At 65.9% G+C, this 19,556-nt stretch carries 15 protein-coding genes; 6 read left to right on the forward strand and 9 right to left on the reverse strand.

Annotated features, from left to right (window positions below; all coding sequences use genetic code 11):
• The first annotated feature begins 51 nt into the window (after positions 1 to 51).
• Both E4K09_RS21370 and rimO read left to right on the forward strand, forming a co-directional pair.
• Positions 52 to 990, forward strand: a complete 939-nt coding sequence (locus E4K09_RS21370) for a dihydrodipicolinate synthase family protein (RefSeq protein ID WP_134499716.1) — start codon at positions 52 to 54, stop codon at positions 988 to 990.
• 559 nt (positions 991 to 1,549) lie between these two features.
• Complete coding sequence (rimO, locus tag E4K09_RS21375) at positions 1,550 to 2,866, forward strand: 30S ribosomal protein S12 methylthiotransferase RimO (RefSeq protein ID WP_134499717.1); 1,317 nt, start codon at positions 1,550 to 1,552, stop codon at positions 2,864 to 2,866.
• Positions 2,867 to 3,037: 171 nt separating this feature from the next.
• Here the strand turns inward: rimO and E4K09_RS21380 are convergent, their stop codons facing one another.
• The 5 genes from E4K09_RS21380 to E4K09_RS21400 form a co-directional block, all read right to left on the reverse strand.
• Positions 3,038 to 3,691, reverse strand: a complete 654-nt coding sequence (locus E4K09_RS21380; protein WP_193557334.1) for a nicotinamidase — start codon at positions 3,689 to 3,691, stop codon at positions 3,038 to 3,040.
• Between the two features lie 100 nt (positions 3,692 to 3,791).
• Complete coding sequence (locus E4K09_RS21385; RefSeq protein WP_134499718.1) at positions 3,792 to 4,874, reverse strand: BMP family ABC transporter substrate-binding protein; 1,083 nt, start codon at positions 4,872 to 4,874, stop codon at positions 3,792 to 3,794.
• A 205-nt stretch (positions 4,875 to 5,079) separates the two neighbouring features.
• A complete protein-coding gene (locus tag E4K09_RS21390) occupies positions 5,080 to 5,997 on the reverse strand; it encodes an ABC transporter permease (protein WP_134499719.1) in 918 nt (305 codons plus the stop codon).
• The gene (locus tag E4K09_RS21395) at positions 5,994 to 7,070 is read right to left on the reverse strand and encodes an ABC transporter permease (protein ID WP_134499720.1); all 1,077 of its coding nucleotides are present in this window, start codon (positions 7,068 to 7,070) and stop codon (positions 5,994 to 5,996) included. Before E4K09_RS21395 ends, E4K09_RS21390 begins: the two co-directional genes overlap by 4 nt.
• Positions 7,060 to 8,607, reverse strand: a complete 1,548-nt coding sequence (locus E4K09_RS21400; RefSeq protein ID WP_244610626.1) for an ABC transporter ATP-binding protein — start codon at positions 8,605 to 8,607, stop codon at positions 7,060 to 7,062. Before E4K09_RS21400 ends, E4K09_RS21395 begins: the two co-directional genes overlap by 11 nt.
• Positions 8,608 to 8,763: 156 nt before the next feature.
• Here E4K09_RS21400 and E4K09_RS21405 point away from each other — a divergent pair, with 156 nt between their 5' ends.
• Positions 8,764 to 9,966, forward strand: coding sequence for a UbiH/UbiF family hydroxylase (locus tag E4K09_RS21405; RefSeq protein ID WP_134499722.1), 1,203 nt, complete (start codon positions 8,764 to 8,766; stop codon positions 9,964 to 9,966).
• Here the strand turns inward: E4K09_RS21405 and E4K09_RS21410 are convergent.
• Positions 9,963 to 10,934, reverse strand: a complete 972-nt coding sequence (locus tag E4K09_RS21410) for an AEC family transporter (RefSeq protein WP_134499723.1) — start codon at positions 10,932 to 10,934, stop codon at positions 9,963 to 9,965. The two genes, E4K09_RS21405 and E4K09_RS21410, sit on opposite strands and share 4 nt — an antisense overlap.
• A 376-nt stretch (positions 10,935 to 11,310) precedes the next feature.
• Between E4K09_RS21410 and hspQ the strand changes: the two genes are divergently transcribed.
• Positions 11,311 to 11,640 (forward strand): heat shock protein HspQ, encoded by a 330-nt coding sequence (gene hspQ / locus E4K09_RS21415; RefSeq protein WP_134499724.1) that lies wholly within the window; start codon positions 11,311 to 11,313, stop codon positions 11,638 to 11,640.
• A gap of 171 nt (positions 11,641 to 11,811) precedes the next feature.
• Here the strand turns inward: hspQ and E4K09_RS21420 are convergent, their stop codons facing one another.
• Positions 11,812 to 12,573 carry an invasion associated locus B family protein gene (locus E4K09_RS21420; protein ID WP_134499725.1) on the reverse strand — a complete coding sequence of 254 codons (762 nt, stop codon included), beginning with the start codon at positions 12,571 to 12,573 and terminating at the stop codon, positions 11,812 to 11,814.
• Between the two features lie 233 nt (positions 12,574 to 12,806).
• Here E4K09_RS21420 and E4K09_RS21425 point away from each other — a divergent pair, with 233 nt between their 5' ends.
• Positions 12,807 to 14,624, forward strand: coding sequence for an extracellular solute-binding protein (locus E4K09_RS21425; RefSeq protein WP_134499726.1), 1,818 nt, complete (start codon positions 12,807 to 12,809; stop codon positions 14,622 to 14,624).
• 125 nt (positions 14,625 to 14,749) lie between these two features.
• Positions 14,750 to 15,094: a response regulator gene (locus E4K09_RS21430; protein ID WP_134499727.1), complete on the forward strand. Its 345-nt coding sequence runs from the start codon at positions 14,750 to 14,752 to the stop codon at positions 15,092 to 15,094.
• Positions 15,095 to 15,098: 4 nt separating this feature from the next.
• Here the strand turns inward: E4K09_RS21430 and E4K09_RS21435 are convergent, their stop codons facing one another.
• Both E4K09_RS21435 and mfd read right to left on the reverse strand, forming a co-directional pair.
• Positions 15,099 to 15,977: a serine hydrolase domain-containing protein gene (locus E4K09_RS21435; protein ID WP_134499728.1), complete on the reverse strand. Its 879-nt coding sequence runs from the start codon at positions 15,975 to 15,977 to the stop codon at positions 15,099 to 15,101.
• Positions 15,978 to 15,982: 5 nt separating this feature from the next.
• Positions 15,983 to 19,507, reverse strand: coding sequence for a transcription-repair coupling factor (gene mfd, locus E4K09_RS21440; protein ID WP_134499729.1), 3,525 nt, complete (start codon positions 19,505 to 19,507; stop codon positions 15,983 to 15,985).
• Positions 19,508 to 19,556: the final 49 nt, after the last annotated feature.

Below are 19,556 nucleotides of genomic sequence, written 5' to 3' on the forward strand. Positions count from 1 at the left end.
CCGATGCTCTAACCGCAAGATCCAACAGACAGAACGTTTCAGGGAGAGAACATGTCTTCGCTCGGCAGATCGTCCAGCCGTCCCTATCGCGGCGTGTATCCGGTGGCGCCGACCATCTTCACCGAGAGCGGCGAGCTGGACCTCGACGGACAGAAGCGCGCCATCGACTTCATGATCGATGCCGGGTCCGACGGCCTTTGCATCCTGGCGAATTTCTCCGAGCAGTTCCTGCTCACCGACGCCGAGCGCGACACGGTGATGCGCACGGTGCTCGACCATGTCGCGGGCCGTGTTCCGGTGATCGTCACCACGAGTCATTTCTCGACCGACATCTGCGCCGACCGCTCCAAGCGCGCGCAGGAAGCCGGGGCCGCCATGGTGATGATCATGCCGCCGTTCTACGGCGCGACCCTGCGTGTCTCGGAAGCCGGGATCCACGAGTTCTTCCGTCGCGTGTCCGATGCGATCAGCATCCCGATCATGATCCAGGACGCGCCGATGGCGGGCACCTCCCTATCGCCCGCGTTCCTCGCCAGGATGGCGAAGGAGATCGCCAACGTGTCCTATTTCAAGATCGAGGTCGCAGGAACCGCCAACAAGCTGCGGGACCTGATCGCCCTGGGCGGCGATGCGATCGAGGGTCCCTGGGACGGCGAGGAGGCGATCACCCTCATGGCCGATCTCGATGCCGGTGCGACCGGCGCGATGACCGGCGGCGCGTATCCGGACGGCATCCGTCAGATCATCGATCCCTACTTCGCGGGCAACCGCGAGGAAGCCGCAGCCGCCTATGAGCGCTGGCTGCCGCTGATCAACTACGAGAACCGGCAATGCGGCCTCTCGGCCGCGAAGGCGCTCATGAAGGAGGGCGGCGTGATCGGTTCCGAAGCGGTCCGCCACCCGCTCCAGCCGCTGCACCCGGAGACCCGCAAGGGCCTGATCGAGATCGCGCGGCGCCTCGACCCGGTGGTGCTCCGCTGGGGGCGCTAGAGCATTTTCGCCCCCGAAAACGCGAAAAACCCAAAAACGGGCTGTTTCCACGAAAAGGGGAAACAGCTCTGGTGGGTGAGCTCTGCAGGATCGCCTCCTCCGCAGGCGACGGCGGATATCCCGCTGCCCGAATCCAGCGCTCGGCTCTCTTTTGGCTCGGACTTACCGGCAACGGCACGGCTCCTCGGTGGAGCGACCCGCACCGCCCTCCGACTTCGGGCCCATCCTCACGCTCCCGGGAGGGCGGAACAACCTAGGCCGTTCAATCACTTATCGCGACGTCCGACAGGTTGTCGCGAAAGCCCGGTGTTGTAAACACGGGGGCTCTGTTGTAAGGCATTGCCGCGCCTCAGTCGCGCGCTTCCTCACCCGAAGCGCATGCGCGGGGCGTGACATCGACCTGGGACGGCAATCCCGTAGGGCCCACGTTCCGGGCGCGCAGCGCGTTGCGTTGTTCCGTGCTTCCGATCATCGGCTCACCTGCCATGATTTCGCACCAAAAGCCCCGCTACGGGCCTCTCCCGATGTCCGGATCGCCTCTAGGATTGGAATTTCGCGGATGAATGCTCCCGCTCCAAAAGTCTCGTTCGTCTCCCTGGGCTGCCCGAAGGCCCTCGTCGATTCCGAGCGCATCATCACGCAGCTTCGCGCCCAAGGTTACCAGCTGACCAAGGAGCACGACGGGGCGGACGTGGTCATCGTCAACACCTGCGGCTTCCTGGACAGCGCCAAGGCCGAGTCCCTGGAAGCCATCGGCGACGCGATGGCGGAGAACGGCAAGGTCATCGTGACCGGCTGCATGGGCGCCGAGCCCGAGCAGATCCGCGAGCACTTCCCGAACGTGCTCGCGATCACCGGACCGCAGGCCTACGAATCGGTCGTCTCGGCCGTTCACCGGGCCGCTCCCCCAGCGCACGATCCCTTCGTGGACCTCGTGCCGCCACAGGGCGTGAAGCTGACGCCGCGCCATTACGCCTATCTGAAGATCTCCGAGGGCTGCAACAACCGCTGCACCTTCTGCATCATCCCGAAGCTGCGCGGAGACCTGGTCAGCCGCCCCATCGGGGACGTGCTGCGCGAGGCCGAGAAGCTCGCCAAGGCCGGCGTGAAGGAGCTGCTGGTGATCTCGCAGGACACCAGCGCCTACGGCCTCGACATCAAGTACCAGCCGAGCCTGTGGAAGAACCGCGAGGTTCGCACCCGCTTCTACGAACTCGGCAAGGAGCTGGGCGAGCTGGGCATGTGGGTGCGCATGCACTACGTCTATCCCTACCCGCACGTGGACGAGATCATCCCGCTCATGGCGGAAGGCCGGATCCTCCCGTATCTCGACATCCCGTTCCAGCATGCCTCGCCAAGCGTGCTCAAGGCCATGCGCCGCCCGGGCAACCAGGAGAAGACCCTGGACCGGATCCGGAAATGGCGTGAGATCTGCCCCGATCTGGCGATCCGCTCCACCTTCATCGTCGGCTTCCCGGGCGAGACGGACCAGGACGTGGACTTCCTGATGCAGTGGCTCAAGGAAGCCAAGATCGACCGCGCCGGCTGCTTCCAGTACGAGCCCGTGCAGGGCGCGCCCGCCAACGACATCCCGGGCGCCGTTCCCGACGAGGTCAAGGAAGAGCGCTGGCACCGCTTCATGCAGACCCAGCAGGAGGTCAGCGCCGCGCTGCTGAAGGGTCGCGTCGGCAAGACGCTTCCGGTCATCATCGACGAGCAGGGCGCGACCGTCGCGACGGGCCGCACCAAGTACGACGCGCCCGAAATCGACGGCGTGGTCTACGTGGCCTCCAAGACGCCGCTGAAGCCGGGCGAGATCGTCAACGTGAGGATCGAGAGCTCGGACGAATACGACCTGCACGGAACGGCGGTCTGACCCTCGTTTCCATCAAGCCCTAGTGCATCGTGCAGAAAAGTGGATCCGGTTTTCTGCGTCGAACGATGCGCGCTCCCAAGACTGGAGCATCTGAGCTTCCAACGTCGTGCCCGGCCTCGTGCCGGGCATCCACGTCGTCTCGGCGCGGTGTTCCCAAGACGTGGATGGCCGTTATGGCCCTCCATCGATTTGACTGCCGCCGATCGTGCGAACCCCCGCGGCTTCCCAATCATTCCTCGCCCTGGCCATCGAGCCGTTCGTGTCGATCCCCCGCGAGGCATCCTCGATGAGAAACGTCTCGAATCCCGCGCCGGCGGCATCGATCGCCGTCCAGGCGACACAGAAATCCGTGGCGAGGCCCGCGCAGAACACGCGCTTGAAACCGCGCTCCTTCAGGTAGCCTTCGAGACCCGTTGAGGTCGTCCGGTCCGCCTCCCGGAAGCCGGAATAGCTGTCGATGCCGGCGTTGTAGCCTTTGCGGACGATGAGCTGGGCGTGGGGGATCTGCAGGTCGCGGGAGATCTCCGCGCCCGCCGTTCCCTGGACGCAATGGTCGGGCCAGAGCACCTGCGGCCCATAGTGGAGCGCGATCACCTCGAAAGGCTGCCTGCCGGCATGGCTCGACGCGAAGGAGGCATGGCCCGGCGGATGCCAGTCCTGGGTCAGGACCACGTGCCGGAAGGCGCTGGCCAGGCGGTTGATCGGCCCGATCACCGCATCCCCGTCCGGGACGGCAAGGGCTCCGCCCGGCAGAAAGTCGACCTGAACGTCGACCACGATCAGAACATCCCGGTCATCCGGTCGAATGGGTCCTTGCTCAGCCATGGGCAGCCTCCTCGGTCCAGGAGAGGGTTTATAGATTTCCTCAAACAAAAAAGGCAGCCAATCTCTTGGCTGCCTTTTGCGTTGGCCGGACAATCGCCGCTTATTGCGGGATCTTGTCCTCGATGCCCTGCACGTAGAAGTTCATGCCGAGAACCTGCTGGTCGGAGAGCACGCCGTTGCCCTTGCACTCGATCTCCTTGCCGTCCTGGCCGATGATCGGGCACTTGAAGGGATTGAGCTTGCCGGACTTGATGGCGGCTTCGGTCTCCTCGGCCAGTTTCTTCACGTCGTCGGGCATGTTCTTGTAGGGGGTCATGACGACCATGTTGGCGTTCAGACCGCCCCAGGTGTCCTCGGACTTCCAGGTGCCGTCGAGAACCGCCTTGACGCGGGCGACGTAATAGTCGGACCAGTTGTCGACGATGGCGGTCAGCTGGGCCTTGGGGGCGAAGCGTTCCATGTCGGAGGCCTGGCCGAAGCCGAACTTGCCGCGGGCCTCGGCCGCCTGGATCGGGGCCGGGCTGTCGGTGTGCTGGGCCAGCATGTCGACGCCCTGGTCGAGCAGAGCCTTGGCGGCATCGCCTTCCTTGGCCGGGTCATACCAGGTGTTGGCGAACACGATCTTGATCTTGACGTTCGGGTTCACGGACTTGGCACCGAGGTAGAAGGCGTTGATGCCGGCGACCACTTCCGGGATCGGGAAAGCGCCGACATACCCGATGGTGTTCGACTTGGTCATCTTGCCGGCGATCTGGCCGATGATGTAGCGGCCCTCATGGAACTTCGCCGCATAGGTCGACAGATTCGGCGCGCGCTTGAAGCCGGTGGCGTGCTCGAACTTGATGTTCGGGTACTTCTTGGCGACCTTCAGGGTCGGCTCCATGAAGCCGAACGAGGTCGTGAAGATCAGGTCATGGCCGGTCCGGGCGAGCTGCTCGATGGCGCGCTCAGAATCGGCCTCGGGGACGCTCTCCACGAAGGTGGTCGTGACCTTGCCCGGGAAGGCCTTCTCGATCGCCTGCCGGCCTTGATCGTGCTGATAGCTCCAGCCGTGGTCGCCCACGGGGCCGACATAGATGAAGCCGACTTTGACCTTGTCCTTCGCCTGCGCCATCGCACCGGTTGCCGACAGAGCGGCAACGGCCACGCCTGCCAAAGCGCCGAAGACTTTCCGTGAAAACATGCTCGTTCCCTCGAGGTTAGATTTCCAGACATCCCTTACAGGTCTGAGGATTTCTGGCAAGAATTCCTTTGCTCACAATATCATCACTTTGCCTAGAGCATCGTGCGGAAAAGTGGATCCGGTTTTCCGCTAAGACGATGCTCTCATCTCAAAAGAACGCATCGAATGGATCCCAAAGTGCAAATCCACTTTTGGGTCCGATGCTTTAGCGGTCAGGCACGAAGGGAGCGCCCAGGGAACCGGGCGCTCCGATGGCCCGGCCATGACGCAGGGACAGGAGCAGAAGGGCGATGATGGTCGCAAGGTAGGGCACCGCCGACAGCATCTGCGAGGGCACGCCGAACTGGGCCGCCTGGGCATGCAGTTGCAGCACCGTCGCGGCCCCGAAGATATAGGCGCCGATCAGCAGCCAGCCGGGCCGCCAGGCGGCGAAAACCACCAGCGCGAGGGCGATCCAGCCGCGCCCCGCCGTCATGCCGGGCGACCAGAACCGGGTATAGACTAGGGCGAGATAGGCCCCTGCCAGGCCCGCGCAGGCGCCTCCGAAGAGGATGGCCAGGAACCGGGTGCGCAGGACGGGAAGCCCGAGGGCATTGGCCGAGGTGTGGTTCTCGCCGATGGAGCGGAGCGTCAGGCCGGAGCGCGTTCTGGTGAGGTAGAGGGCGATCAGGATCGTGAGCGCGAAGGACACGTAGACGAAGAGATCCTGCTCAAAAAAGAGGCGGCCGACATAGGGGATATCGCTCAGGCCCGGAATGTCGATCGGCGGGATGGGATCGCGCCGCGCGCCCACGAAGGGAGCGCCGACCAAGCCGGACAATCCCAGGCCGAAAATGGTCAGCGCCAGTCCGGAGCCGACCTGGTTCGCGGCAAAGCCCAAGACGACCAGGGCGAAGAGCGCTGCCATCATGGCGCCGGCAAGGACTCCAGCCAGGACCCCGAGGAGGGTGGAATCGAAGCTCACGGCGGCCGCGAAGCTGCAGGCCGCGCCCATGGCCATCATGCCTTCGACGCCGAGATTCAGAACGCCCGAGCGTTCGGTGACGAGTTCGCCGAGGGCCGCGATCAGAAGCGGCGTCGAAGCCGTCACGATGGTCAGCAGAATGGCCTCGAAAGTGGTCACTTGCCCCCTCCCCGTGCGACGAGACGAATGCGGTAGCTCACCAGGGCATCGGCCGCCAGGACGCAGAGCAGCAGGATGCCTTGGAAAGCCTGCGTGAGATCAAGCGGCAGCTTCAGCAGGATTTGCGCGCTCTCGCCGCCGATGAAGGTCAGGGCCACCACGAGCGCCGCGATGAGAATGCCGACGGGATGGAGGCGCCCCAGGAAGGCGACCGTGATGGCCGTGAAGCCGTAACCCGGCGAGATCGACGGCTGGAGCTGGCCGATCTGGCCGGAGACCTCGGAAATGCCCGCCAGACCGGCAAGCCCGCCCGAAATCGCGAACACCGACAGGGCCGTCACCTTCGAACTGAAGCCCGCGAACCGGGCGGCGCGCGGCGCGTCGCCGGTCAGCTTGAGGCGATAGCCGAAGAGGGTGCGCCCCAGGACCACCGCCGTCACGAGAACGGCGATCACTGCAAAAACGAAGCCGTAGTGAACGCGGCCTGCTTCAACGATGGGCGGCAACGTCGCCGCCGGATCGAACGTGACCGATTGGGGGAAGTTGAAACCCTGCGGATCGCGCCAGGGACCGCGCACGAGATAGTCGAGCGTGAGCTGCGCCACATAGACCAGCATGAGGCTGGTCAGGATTTCGTTGACGTTGAAGCGCGTCTTCAGAAACGCCGGGATCAGGCCGTAGAGCGCCCCGCCGACAATGCCGAGGAGCAGCATGAGTGGCAGCACCCAGAACCCGGCATCCGTTCCATGGGTTCTGAGGGCGAGCCAGCCGCCCAGGACGGCTCCCATGACGTACTGGCCTTCGGCGCCGATGTTCCAGAGATTGGCGCGAAAGCAATAGGACAGGCCGATCGCGATCAGCGCCAGCGGCGTCGCCTTGACGAGCAGCTCCTGCAACGACCACGGGTCGCTGAGAGGCTGAAGCACATAGACGTCGAACGCGGCGATGGGCGAACGGCCCATGAGCCAGATCACGAAGCCCGCGATGAGGAAGGCCGTCACGAAGGCCGCGACAGGCGCAAGGGTTCTGGCCACCGGCGAGACGGTGGCGCGGGGCGTCAGCTCAAAGCGCATGAGCGTCTCCCTGAGCTTGAGCGACGCCCAGCATCTCGAGACCGACCGCCTCCTTCGTCCATGCGCCGATGGGCTTCAGCGGGCTTAAGTACCCTTGATGAATCACGGCCATCTGGTCGGCCACCTCGAACAATTCGTCCAAGTCCTGGCTCACGACCACCACGGCGCTGCCTGCCCGCGCCAGGTCGACGAGAGCCTGCCGGATCAGCCGGGCAGCGCCCGCGTCCACGCCCCAGGTGGGCTGATCGACGATCAGCAGCTTGGGCTTTCGGATGATCTCGCGACCGATCACGAACTTCTGCAGGTTGCCGCCGGAGAGCTTGCGCGCCTGCGGGTCGCCTTCCGGCGTGCGCACGTCGAAGCTCTTGATGATCGAGCGGGCGAGCCGCCTGGCGGCATTGACCAGAATGAAGCCGGAGCGGCTGACCTCGGTGGCCGCATGGGAGATCAGCGTGTTCTCGCTCAGGCGGTGGGTCGGGGCGGCCGCGTGGCCGAGGCGCTCCTCCGGCACGAAGGCGGCGGCCAGCCGGCGCCGGGCATGGACGCCCAAGGTCCCGCAGGCCCGGCCCGCGATCACGATGGCGTCGGGGCGGCTGGCGAGCCTTTCGCCGGAGAGCGCCGCGAACAGCTCGCTCTGTCCGTTGCCGGCGACGCCCGCGATCCCCACCACCTCACCGGATCGGGCGACGAGATTGATGTCCTTCAGGGCCTGCCCGTGAAGCCCCACGGGCGGCATGTCGAGGTGGTCGACCCGCAGGACCTCGCCTTGCGGCGCGTGCGGAGCATCGGTGCGGATGTCCCCCACCTCGTTGCCGACCATCAGCGCCGCGATCTCCCGGGCGGTGCTCGCGCGCGGATCGATGGTCGCCACGACGCGTCCGGTTCTCAGGATCGTGGCGCGGCGGCAGAGGCGGCGCACTTCCTCGAGCTTGTGGGAGATGTAGAGGATCGAGCAGCCGTCCGCCGAGAGCTTGTCGAGGGTGACGAAGAGATGCTCCGCTTCCTGCGGCGTCAGAACCGAGGTCGGCTCGTCGAGGATCAGCAGGCGCGGGTTTTGGAGGAGGCAGCGGACGATCTCGATGCGCTGCCGCTCGCCGGCGGACAACGTCCAGACCGCCCGGTCCGGGTCGAGCGCGAGGCCGTACGTGCGGCTGATCTCGCTCAGGCGGCCGCGGACGGTGGCGAGGCTCCATTCCCCCGAGAGTGCCACGGCGATGTTCTCGGCCACCGTCATCTCGTCGAAGAGGGAGAAGTGCTGAAACACCATGCCGAGGCCGAGCGCCCGCGCCTCGACCGGCGAGCCGATCGTGACGGGCCTGCCCTCCCAGCGGATTTCGCCGGCGCTGGGCTCGATGACGCCATAGAGAATCTTGACCAGGGTCGACTTGCCCGCCCCGTTCTCGCCGAGAAGCGCATGAATCTCGCCGGGTTCGATGGACAGATCGATGCCGTCGTTGGCGAGCAGGTCGCCATACCGCTTGCTGATCCCTTTAAGCTCGACAAGGGGCGGCCCAGATGATGATACGTCTGCCTTCACGCAAGCGACTCTGAACTGATGAATTGGAAGCTGGTCCGACGAGAACCATGGATAACGATCATAGGGATGCGCCGCACAGGTCGGCAATGGCGAATCCATGGATTATTGTGAGTCGGCAAGCCGCCAGGCACGAGATGACCGGGGAATATCCTGACCATGAAAAGCTATAGCATCGCCGTCGTGGGAGCCGGAGCGGTCGGCCTGAGCGCGGCCCTGGCGTTCGCGCGGGACGGCTTCGAGACGGTTCTGATCGGCGGCCTCGACGCGCGGCGCGACGGGCGGACCGTCGCGCTCCTCAACGGCTCCGTGCGGTTTCTGGAGGCGCTCGGCGCGTGGCCCGCCCTGGTGTCCGAGGCAGCCCCCCTCCAGACCATGCGGATCATCGACGACACGGGCAGCCTCTTCCGGCCGCCGCCGGTGTCCTTCTCCTCGCGGGAAATCGATCTCGACGCCTTCGGCTGGAACATCGAGAACGCCACGCTTGTGGAAAGGCTGGCCGAGATGGCGCGATCCCTCGAGCACCTGACGATCCTGCCCCAGAACGCCACGGGGTTCCGCGCCGAGGAGGATCGCGCCGTCGTCACCCTGGCCGACGGCTCGGCCATCGACGTGAACCTCGTGGTGGCCGCCGACGGACGCAATTCCAGGCTGCGCCAGATCGCGGACATCGAGGCCCGGACCTGGTCCTACCCCCAGACGGCCCTCACGGCGATCCTGGCCCATGACCGGGACCATCGGGAGGCCTCGACGGAATTCCACACCCGCAACGGCCCGTTCACGCTGGTTCCCCTCCCCGGCCGGCGCTCGAGCCTCGTCTGGGTGATGAGCCCGAAACAGGCCGAACGGCTCGCGAAGCTGGACGACGAGGCCCTGGCGCTCGCCATCGAACGCCAGGCTCAATCGCTTCTGGGCGCCATGCGCATCGACGGTCCGCGTGGGGTCGTGCCGATGACGGGGCTGTCGGTCGATCGATACGAGGCTCGCCGTCTCGCGCTTGTGGGCGAGGCCGCTCACGTGTTCCCGCCCATCGGCGCCCAGGGCCTCAATCTCGGGTTCCGCGACGTGGCCTCGCTGAGGGATGCGGTCGTGGACGCCTTCGACGATGGGCGCGAGCCCGGATCGCCGGACACCCTGCGCCAGTATCAGCGCAGCCGCGATCTCGACGTGCGCCTGCGGACCGCCGCCGTGGATGGGCTGAATAGGACGCTCTTGACCGGCCTCCTCCCGGCCGACCTTCTGAGGGGCGCGGGCCTCCTGGCTCTGAGCAAGGTGGGCTTCCTGCGCCGCGCGGTGATGCGAGAGGGCGTTCTGCCGCATATGGGAGCGCCCCGCCTGATGCAGGACGCGTCGGCCGCTTAAGGGAGGAGGTCGTAGGGGACGGTGCCGGTCTTGGTGGTGAGGTAGAGCACCCCGGTCAGGGTCAGGATCGACGCCAGCGTTCCGATGAGCACGCAGGCGGAGGCGCGCTCCACGCCGACATTGTACTGGGTCGAGATCACGAAGATGTTCAGGGCCGGCGGCAGCGCGGCCATCACCATGGCCGCGTAGGTCCAGGTCTGCCCGAAATCGCCGATCGCCGACAGGACGATCCAGACCAGCAGCGGATGCAGGACGAGCTTGACGACCACCAGGGCCGGCACCTCGCCGGGCACGCTGCGCAAGGGGCGCATGGCCACCGTCACGCCCAGCAGGAACAGGGCGCAGGGCGCGGCGGAGCCCGAAAGCCAGCCGACCATCTGGTTCAGGGGGCCCGGAAGCTCCAGGTGAAGATAGCTCGCCACGATGCCCAGCGCCGTCGCCACATTGAAGGGATGGGTCGCGATGCGCCAGACGATCCGCCGGATCGTGGCTCCGAGCCTCAGCTTCTCCACCCCGGCGACCGACATGAGCAGCGGGACCACCGAGAACAGGAACAGGTTGTCGAACACGAAGATGAGAACGACCGGCGCGCTCGCGGCCGGACCGATGGCGGCCAGGATCAAGGGCGGGCCCATGTAGCCGACATTGGAATAGGATCCCGCGACGCCCTGCATCACCGATTGCGGCAGGTCCTTCGTGTGGCGCCAGCCCGCCGCGAAGGCCAGCAGGAAGGCGCAGGCCGTCGAGAAGGTCGTGCCCGCGATGAACGCCCAGTTGGCGAGCTGGTCGAGGGGCTTGTCGGCGATGAGGCGGAAGAACAGGCAGGGCAGCGCCACGTAGATCAGGAAGAACTGCATCCACGCGAGGCCGCTCTCGGGCTGCTTGACGATCTTCCCGCAGAAGAAGCCGAGTCCGATCAGTCCGAAGAAGGGGGCGAGCAGGTTGAAAAGCCCGATCAGGTCGGACATCGCAGGCTCCTGATACGGGGCTAAAGCATCGGACCCAAAAGTGGATCTGCACTTTTGGGGGCAATCCGATGCTTTATCTTGGGACGAGAGCATCGTTCGGGCGGAAAACCGGGTCCACTTTTCCGCACGATGCTCTGTGCGGCAAAGAGGAGGTCCCTCTTCTGGCAAGGTTCCGCCCGTCCGGCAATCCCGTCTTTGGAGGGCGGGCAGACCGAAAATGCAGGGCTCGCAGATGGTTGTCCGGCAGGGCTGTCCCGGCGTCCGCGTGCGCTCAACCGTAAGCCCTTGATGATGTTCTCCGAATTGTGAGCGCCGCCGATTTGGAGATTTCGCCCCGCACGTCTATATCCTGTGTTGAGGAGTTAGGACCATGCCCATGAAAGCGAGTTCAGCGAAATTCGCGATCGGCCAGGTGGTCAGGCATCGCCTGTTCGACTTCAGAGGCCTCATCTTCGATGTGGACCCTGAATTCGACAACACGGAGGAATGGTGGCTGTCGATCCCCGAGGAGGTTCGCCCCCGCAAGGATCAGCCCTTCTACCACCTCTTCGCCGAGAACGCCGAAACCGAGTACATCGCCTACGTGTCCGAGCAGAACCTTCTGCCTGATCACTCGGACGAACCCCTGCGCAATCCCATGATCGAGGAAATGTTCATCAGGGAATCCAACGGCGCGTATCGCGCCAAGCCGAGCCTCGCCCACTAAAGCGTCGGACGTGCAGTCGCACTCACGTTCGAAGCTTCAAGCCTCTGTTTTTGGAGCACCTTTCTCCGCAAAAGCGATTCCGACTTTTGCGCCCGATGCTCCGGACGATCGCACGAATGAAAACGCCGGGCTCGATGGCCCGGCGTTTCCTTTTGGACGGGAAGGTCCAGATTACGGCTTGGGCGCCGCCTGAGGAGCGGCAGGCTGACCGCCCTGGCCCGCAGCGCCGCTGCTCTGCAGCATCTTCTGGCGCATCTCCTCGCTCCGCTTCTGGAGCTCTTCCTGGAGCTTCTTCTGCTGCTCTTCGAGCACCTTCGGGTCGATCGGCGGGCCGTCGAAGGCCTTGGCGAAGCCGGCGGCCGGAACCGCGAAGGTGATCTCGCGGCCGGCCTGGTTCTGGACGCTGACGTTCAGGTTCGCGCCCTTCTTGAGGGAGGCGATGAAATCGTCCTTCACGGGAGCCTCGGCGAAGCAGCCGTTGGGCAGGCACATCACGTAGCGGCCGGGGGTCGCCTGACCCTGGTCCACGGCGAAGCGCAGGCCGGGCTGCAGGAGCAGGCCGAGGGGCATCACGAAGCGGACGACCTTCTGCGGCTGCTGGCCCTTCACGTCGTAGACGGCGAGAGCGAGAACCGGCTGACCCTGATCCGACACGAAGTCACGGGTCGTGTAGCAGATCTCGGTGGTGGTGTTCTGGTCCTTGCCGCAGACCTTGGTCCATTCCGGCTGGGACGGCTCGGCCTTCACCTGCACGACCGTGGGACCGGCCTGCTGAGCGGGCTGCTGGCCCTGCGCGGGAGTGGCCGGCTTGGCGGCCGGGGCTGCAGGCTTCGGCTGAGCTTGGGCGGAAGCGGGTGCGCTGGCGAGAAGGGCCAGGGCGATAGCCAGGCCACAGGTGCCCCCCAAGCTCGCGATGCGTGTCGCGAATGACATGTCGTTAGATCCTCTTCACTCGAAAAGTCGGCTCTTGAATGGGCCGCTGGTAACCGGCGTTCTTAAACCTGCAATGGGACGGTGAATCTTTGCCGAATGCGGCGAAGACATGACCTGTGGCGCTCCTTTAACCTTTCATGGGCTAGGTTTCCAGTCACCTCGGTTAACTTTCTGTACAATATTGCCGCCGGTACGGTCGCTGTCCGGAAGCACCGTCGGCCAGCAGGAGCCCCATGAACTGCAGCCTCGTAAGGACCCTAGCCCTTCTCGCCGCCTATGTCTTGGCAAGCTTCGGACCCGTGGTCGCAGCGCAGGCCGGGACCCTGCGGCATGGTATCGCCATGCATGGGGAACCCGCACTTCCTCGCGGATTTCCGCACCTGCCCTATGCGAACCCCGATGCTCCCAAGGGCGGGCGAATCACGCTGGCGATCCAGGGCACGTTCGACAGCCTCAATCCCCTGATCGTTCTCGGCGTCGCGCCGCCGGCCGTCCCCGATTACGTGCTTCAGAGCCTGATGATCCGCTCCAGGGACGAGCCCTTCACGGTCTATGGCCTCGTCGCCCGGTCGGCGGAAATGCCGGACGACCGCACTTCGGTGACGTTCAACCTCGATTCGCGGGCCCGCTTCTCGGATGGCCGCCCGCTGACGGCCGAGGACGTCCGCTTCACCTTCGACATGCTCAAGAAGCACGGAAAACCCTTCCACCGGTCGAGCTTCGGGCAGGTCAAGGCCGTCGAAATCCAGGATCCTCACCGCATCCGGTTCGACCTCTCGGGCTCGAACGACCGGGAACTGCCCCTCATCATCGCCACGATGCCGATCTTTCCGGCTCATGCCACGAACCCGGACACCTTCGACAAGACCACCCTCACCCCGCCCGTGGGCTCCGGCCCCTATGCCGTCACGGACGTCCGGCCCGGTGAGCGCATCGTCCTCACCCGCCGCAAGGATTTCTGGGCCGAGGATCTGCCGGTGGTGCGCGGCCTCTACAATTTCGACGAGATCCGTTACGATTTCTACCGCGACGCCAATACCTTGTTCGAGGCTTTTCGCGCAGGACTTTATGATTATCGCCTGGAAGGCGACCCGGGCCGCTGGGCGACGGGCTACGATTTCAGCGCCGTGAGGGCCGGGCGCGTCGTCCTGGAAACGGTCCCGATCCGACTGCCGAAGGGCATGAACGGCTTCGTCTTCAACACGCGCCGTCCGGTCTTCAGCGATCCTCGCGTGCGCGAGGCCCTCGGCTATCTTCTCGATTTCGACTGGATGAACCGCAACCTGTTCCACGGGTTGCTCACCCGGTCGGACAGCTACTTCGCGGGTTCGGACCTGTCCTCCGCCGGCCGCCCGGCGGACGACCGCGAGCGCGCGCTCCTCGCGCCGTTTCCCGGAGCGGTCCGGGAGGACATCCTGGAGGGCCGCTGGACCCCGCCCGCTCCGGACGGCTCCGGCCGGGACCGGGACATGGCCCGTCATGCCCTGTCCCTGCTCTCCCAGGCCGGGTGGGTCCTGAAGGACGAGGCTCTCCGCAAGGAGGGCACGGGCGAGCCCTTCACGTTCGAGATGCTGGTCGCGTCCAGCCAGCAGGAGCGCCTGGCCCTCAACTATGCCCAGACCCTTGAGCGGATCGGCATCAGGGCCCGGGTGCGGCTCGTCGACAACGTGCAGTACTGGCGCCGGCTGTCGCAGTTCGATTTCGACATGGTGCAATGGGTCTGGCCCGCCTCCGCCTCGCCCGGCAACGAGCAGCGCAACCGGTGGAGTTCCGCAGCGGCGGAACGGGCCGGCTCGCTGAACTATGCGGGAGCGGCCTCCCCGGCCCTCGACCGCATGCTCGATGCTCTCCTCGAGGCGGAGACGAGAGACGATTTCGTCTCCGCCGTGCGAGCCCTCGACCGGGTCCTTCTGTCGGGCTTCTACGTGGTTCCGCTGTTCTACGCGGGCGATCAATGGCTTGCCTACGACAGCCGCCTGAAGAAGCCGGACAGGACGCCCCTCTTCGGGCCCTATCTCGACGCTTGGTGGCGCCAGCCCGGCTCACCCTGAAGAATCGGGATTACCCTTACTGTTGCGCTTCCGTTCAGCTTAGCGATGCAACTAATCTCGTGCTTTGTACGTTGAGGACGGTGTCTCCTGACTCAACCAAGGCGTTCTCACGCAAGGGTGTTGCAATGAATGGAATGCAGAAGGTTCTCGTCGTGGACAACGGCGAGCGCGCTCCTGACAGCGCTCTTTCGGCAGAACTCGCGGGCATGGGTTACGCGAGCGTCACCACCCCTTTTGAGGCGGCGGACGACGTGCTGGCGCTGATTCCCAGCCCTGCGGCCGTCGTCCTGCACATGCCTCGGCATGCCAACTGGTCCGAGCGGAAGCGGTTCCTGGAACTGGCCAGCCGCCTGCGCAAGACTTTGGCCGCAAGCCACACGCCCGTCATCGTCACGGGTGGAGAGGGCGGCACGGTCAGGCTCCTGGAGAGCGAGCTGAATCCCCGTACCGTCGCGGCCGCGGAGTTCTGAGCCTTTACCCCTTCAGCAACGTGAAGGTCCGCTCTTCCGTCCGGCTCTGGTCTTCGTCGGTCATGAAACAGGCCGCCGTCCGCGAGGGCACCTGCCCCTCCAGCGCATGATAGACGGCAATCGTGCTGCCCGGCCCGCCTCCCGTGTGACCGGCAACGACCAGCCCGCAGGCCGTTTCTCCCGTCATCACCCCCAGACCGTATCCAGGCCTTGTCCAGGGCCGGCCTTCGACGGGTCCCGGAAGGACGAAGGGCGTCAGCATGGCCCGCACCATGCCGGCGGGAAGAAGCTCCCCGCGCATCAGGCCGTGAAGGAGCCTCGCGGCGTCCTGAACGCCTCCCACGAGCAGGCCGTGATACACCCATGCGGGATGGTACGACGACGCGCTGCCCATGGTCACCTGCTCCAGATCCACCGGAAGCGTGGCCACCCTCGCGCCCGTCACTTCCAGCGGACGGAGCACGAGTCGCCTCAAGGCATCGTCGAGTCCCTCTCCGGTGACGGTCTCGATCATCCGCCGCACGAAGAGATAGCCGATATTGGAATACTCCCAGCCCTCCCCGGGTGGGTACCGGAGCCGGTCGGCATCGACACAGGCGAGCAGATCCGGAACGGACCAGGGCTCGTCCCGGCGCGCGACGGCTTCGTGATAGGCTGGAAACCAGCCGTATTCGGCAAGCCCCGACCGGTGCTGAAGGAGATGGCGCAGGGTATAGGGGCGATCCGGTATCGGCTCGTCCAGGTTCAGCAAGCCGTCCCGAACGAGAACGAGCGCCGCGGCGGCCAAGACGGTCTTCGTGAAGCTCCACCAGGGGACGAGCCGGTCGGCATCGTGGCTTTCCTCCACGACGCCGTCCCGAACCACGGCCCAGGTCTCGGCCATTCGCGTCAGGCCGCCTTCTTCTCGGCGATCCGCACCAGGTCGCGCAGGATCACCGTCGATGCCCGGATGCGCTCGTCGGGGCTCTCCACGTCGCGCACGAACACGATCTTCATGTCCGGACGGACCTTTGCGAAGGACGCCTGCTCGGTCACGTAGGAGATGAGACCCGGCGGATTGGCGAAGGAATTGTCGCGGAACGAGATGATGATGCCCTTCGGGCCCCCGTCCACCTTCTCCACATTCGCCCGGCGGCAAAGCACCTTGATGGCCATGATCTTGAGCAGCTGATCGACCTCCGACGGGATCGGCCCGAACCGGTCGACGAGCTCTGCCCGGAAGGCGTCGATCTCGGAATCCGCCTCGAAGGTGGAGAGGCGGCGGTAGAGGCCGAGCCGCAGCTGGAGGTCGGCGATGTAGCTTTCCGGAATCATCACCGGCGCACCGACCGCGATGGTGGGCGACCACTGATCCTCGGCCGGTTCCTCGATGCCCGCCTTCAGCTGGGCGACGGCCTCCTCCAGCATCTGCTGGTACAGCTCGTAGCCCACCTCCTTGATATGGCCTGACTGCTCTTCGCCGAGCAGGTTGCCCGCGCCGCGGATGTCGAGGTCGTGCGAGGCGAGCTGGAAGCCCGCCCCCAGGGTGTCGAGCGTCTGGAGCACCTTCAGGCGCCGCTCGGCCTGCGCGGTCAGGTTCTTGTTGGCCGGCACCGTGAACAGCGCATAGGCGCGGGTCTTGGAGCGGCCCACGCGTCCGCGCAGCTGATAGAGCTGCGACAGGCCGAACATGTCGGCCCGGTGCACGATCAGCGTGTTGGCGGTCGGGATGTCGAGGCCGGATTCCACGATCGTGGTCGAGAGCAGGATGTCGTACTTGCCCTCGTAGAATGCGGTCATAACGTCCTCGAGCTGCCCGGCCGCCATCTGGCCGTGCGCCACGGCGACCTTCGCCTCCGGCACCTCCTTGTCGAGGAAGGCCTTCACGTCGCCGAGATCGTCGAGACGCGGCACCACATAGAAGGCCTGCCCGCCCCTGTAGCGCTCGCGCAGGAGCGCCTCGCGGATGAGCAGGGGGTCGAAGGGCGTGATGAAGGTGCGCACCGCCAGGCGATCCACCGGCGGCGTGGTGATGAGCGACAGTTCGCGCACGCCCGTGAGCGCCAGCTGCAGGGTGCGCGGGATCGGGGTCGCCGAGAGCGTCAGTACGTGGACCTCGGCGCGCAGCTCCTTGAGGCGCTCCTTGTGGGTCACGCCGAAATGCTGCTCCTCGTCGATGATGATCAGCCCGAGGTCCTTGAACTTGATCGACTTGCCCAGAAGCGCGTGCGTGCCGACCACGATGTCGACGGAGCCGTCCGTCAGCCCCTCCTTCGTCTTCTTCATCTCGCCCGACGGCACGAACCGGGAGGCCTGCGCGATGTTGAGCGGCAGCCCGCGGAAGCGGTCGCAGAAGGTCTTGTAATGCTGGCGCGCGAGCAGGGTCGTGGGCACGACCACCGCTACCTGCTTGCCGCTCATGGCGGCCACGAAGGCGGCGCGCAGGGCCACCTCCGTCTTGCCGAAGCCCACGTCGCCGCAGACGAGGCGGTCCATGGGACGGCCCGAGGCCATGTCGTCCAGCACCGCCTCGATGGCGTTGAGCTGGTCCTCGGTCTCGTCATAGGGGAAGCGCGCCGCGAACTCGTCGTAGAGCCCTTCCGGCGGCACCATGCGCGGGGCGTCCTTGAGGATGCGGGCCGCCGCGATCTTCATGAGCGCGCCCGCCATCTCGCGGATGCGCTGCTTCATGCGCGCCTTGCGGGCCTGCCAGGCCCCGCCGCCGAGCTTGTCGAGCTGGACTTCCGTCTCCTCCGATCCGTAGCGGGTCAGAAGCTCGATGTTCTCCACCGGCAGGAACAGGCGGTCGCCGCCCGCATAATGCAGCTCCAGGCAATCGTGCGGCGCCCCCGCCGCCTCGATGGTCTTCAGCCCCTCGAATCGGCCGATGCCGTGATCCACGTGCACCACGAGATCGCCCGGCGTGAGCGCCGCGACCTCGGTCAGGAAGTCCTGCGGACGCCGGGACTTGCGCTTCTGGCGCACAAGGCGGTCGCCGAGGATGTCCTGTTCACTGACCACCGTGAGGTCGCCGGTCTCGAAGCCGTGCTCCAGGGGCCAGATCCCCACCGGGATCTCGTTGCGCGGATAGGCCATCGCTTCCGAGAACCGCTTGATCGGCTTCGTCTGCCGCAGATCGTGGTCCTGCAGCACGTGGCACAGGCGCTCGCGCGAGCCGTCCGACCACGCGCCCAGGATGACGCGGCGACCTTGAGCCTGCTGGTCGCGGATGTGCCGGATCACGGCCTCGAACACGTTCGCGTTCTCGTCCGCCCGCTCGGCGATGAAGTTACGGCCCTGGCGCGCGCCGCAATCCACCACGATTCGCGGCGCGCCCGCTTCGGGCACGGCGAAGGGCGTGAGACGGGCCAGCGGCAGCGCGTTCGTCCGCTCGGACCATTCCTCCGGCCTGACGTAGAGCTGGTCCGGCGGCAGGGGTCGGTAGGGCGCGACGCCGGGCTGGTTCTGGCCCATGGCCTCGCGCCGGGCGTCGTAATAATCCTTCACCTGCGACAGACGCTCGGCGGCGGCATCGTCGGCGAGCGCTTCGAACACCACGGGGATGCCGGGGACGTAATCGAGCAGCGTGTCGAGATGATCGTGGAAAAGCGGCAGCCAGTGCTCCAGGCCCGGATAGCGCCGCCCCTCGCTGATCGCCTCGTAGAGCCTGTCGTCGCGGGTCGGCGCGCCGAAGGCGGCCACATAGGCCTGACGGAAGCGCTTGATGCTCTCGGTCGTCAGTTGCACCTCGCTCATGGGAACGAGGTCGAGGGAGCGCAGGGTGCCGATTGTCCGCTGGCTCTCGGGATCGAAGGCGCGGATCGATTCCAGGGCGTCGCCGAAGAAGTCGAGGCGAACCGGGTTCGGCAGGCCTGCGGGATAGAGATCGATGATGCCGCCGCGCACCGCGTATTCGCCCGTCTCGCGGACGGTGCCCGTGCGCATGAAGCCGTTGCTCTCGAGCCAGTTGATGAGAAGCGTGGTGTCCACCACGTTGCCGGGAGCGGCCGAAAAGGTCTCCGCCGAGATCCGCGCCCGGGGCGGCACGCGCTGCACGAGGGCGTTCACGGTGGTGGACAGGATGCGCGGCTTGTCCTCGGCGGTCTTGGAGCGGGCGAGCCGCGCCAGGGTCGTCATGCGCTGGGCCGTGATCGCCGCATTGGGCGAGACCCGGTCGTAGGGCTGGCAATCCCAGGCCGGGAAGGTGAGGATCTCGATCTCCGGCGCGATGAACCCGAGGCTGCTGGCGAAATTCTGCTGCCTCTGCCCGTCCCGGGCCACGTGGACCAGGACGGCCGGCCCCTCCACGCTCCCCGACAGGCCGCGCGCCAGGTCGGCCACCGCCAGCGTGTCGAACCCGTCCGGGACGCTGGCGAGCGTGAGGCCGTGGCCTTTCTTGAGGGCATCGAGGGCGCGGGCGAGTGCGGACTTCATGATATGTGTCGGATCAATAGGTGGAGAACGCGGGCTTTTGGGCCCGGTT

Origin of the sequence: Microvirga pakistanensis, from assembly GCF_004458765.1 — a bacterium.
GTDB classification, from domain to species: domain Bacteria; phylum Pseudomonadota; class Alphaproteobacteria; order Rhizobiales; family Beijerinckiaceae; genus Microvirga; species Microvirga pakistanensis.

Excerpts from the sequence above, each read along its gene's own strand:
- E4K09_RS21370 (WP_134499716.1), top strand. The coding sequence starts at position 52 with ATGTCTTCGCTCGGCAGATCGTCCAGCCGTCCCTATCGCGGCGTGTAT.
- rimO (WP_134499717.1), top strand. The coding sequence starts at position 1,550 with ATGAATGCTCCCGCTCCAAAAGTCTCGTTCGTCTCCCTGGGCTGCCCG.
- E4K09_RS21380 (WP_193557334.1), bottom strand. The coding sequence starts at position 3,691 with ATGGCTGAGCAAGGACCCATTCGACCGGATGACCGGGATGTTCTGATC.
- E4K09_RS21385 (WP_134499718.1), bottom strand. The coding sequence starts at position 4,874 with ATGTTTTCACGGAAAGTCTTCGGCGCTTTGGCAGGCGTGGCCGTTGCC.
- E4K09_RS21395 (WP_134499720.1), bottom strand. The coding sequence starts at position 7,070 with ATGCGCTTTGAGCTGACGCCCCGCGCCACCGTCTCGCCGGTGGCCAGA.
- E4K09_RS21405 (WP_134499722.1), top strand. The coding sequence starts at position 8,764 with ATGAAAAGCTATAGCATCGCCGTCGTGGGAGCCGGAGCGGTCGGCCTG.
- E4K09_RS21410 (WP_134499723.1), bottom strand. The coding sequence starts at position 10,934 with ATGTCCGACCTGATCGGGCTTTTCAACCTGCTCGCCCCCTTCTTCGGA.
- hspQ (WP_134499724.1), top strand. The coding sequence starts at position 11,311 with ATGAAAGCGAGTTCAGCGAAATTCGCGATCGGCCAGGTGGTCAGGCAT.
- E4K09_RS21420 (WP_134499725.1), bottom strand. The coding sequence starts at position 12,573 with ATGTCATTCGCGACACGCATCGCGAGCTTGGGGGGCACCTGTGGCCTG.
- E4K09_RS21425 (WP_134499726.1), top strand. The coding sequence starts at position 12,807 with ATGAACTGCAGCCTCGTAAGGACCCTAGCCCTTCTCGCCGCCTATGTC.
- E4K09_RS21430 (WP_134499727.1), top strand. The coding sequence starts at position 14,750 with ATGAATGGAATGCAGAAGGTTCTCGTCGTGGACAACGGCGAGCGCGCT.
- E4K09_RS21435 (WP_134499728.1), bottom strand. The coding sequence starts at position 15,977 with ATGGCCGAGACCTGGGCCGTGGTTCGGGACGGCGTCGTGGAGGAAAGC.
- mfd (WP_134499729.1), bottom strand. The coding sequence starts at position 19,507 with ATGAAGTCCGCACTCGCCCGCGCCCTCGATGCCCTCAAGAAAGGCCAC.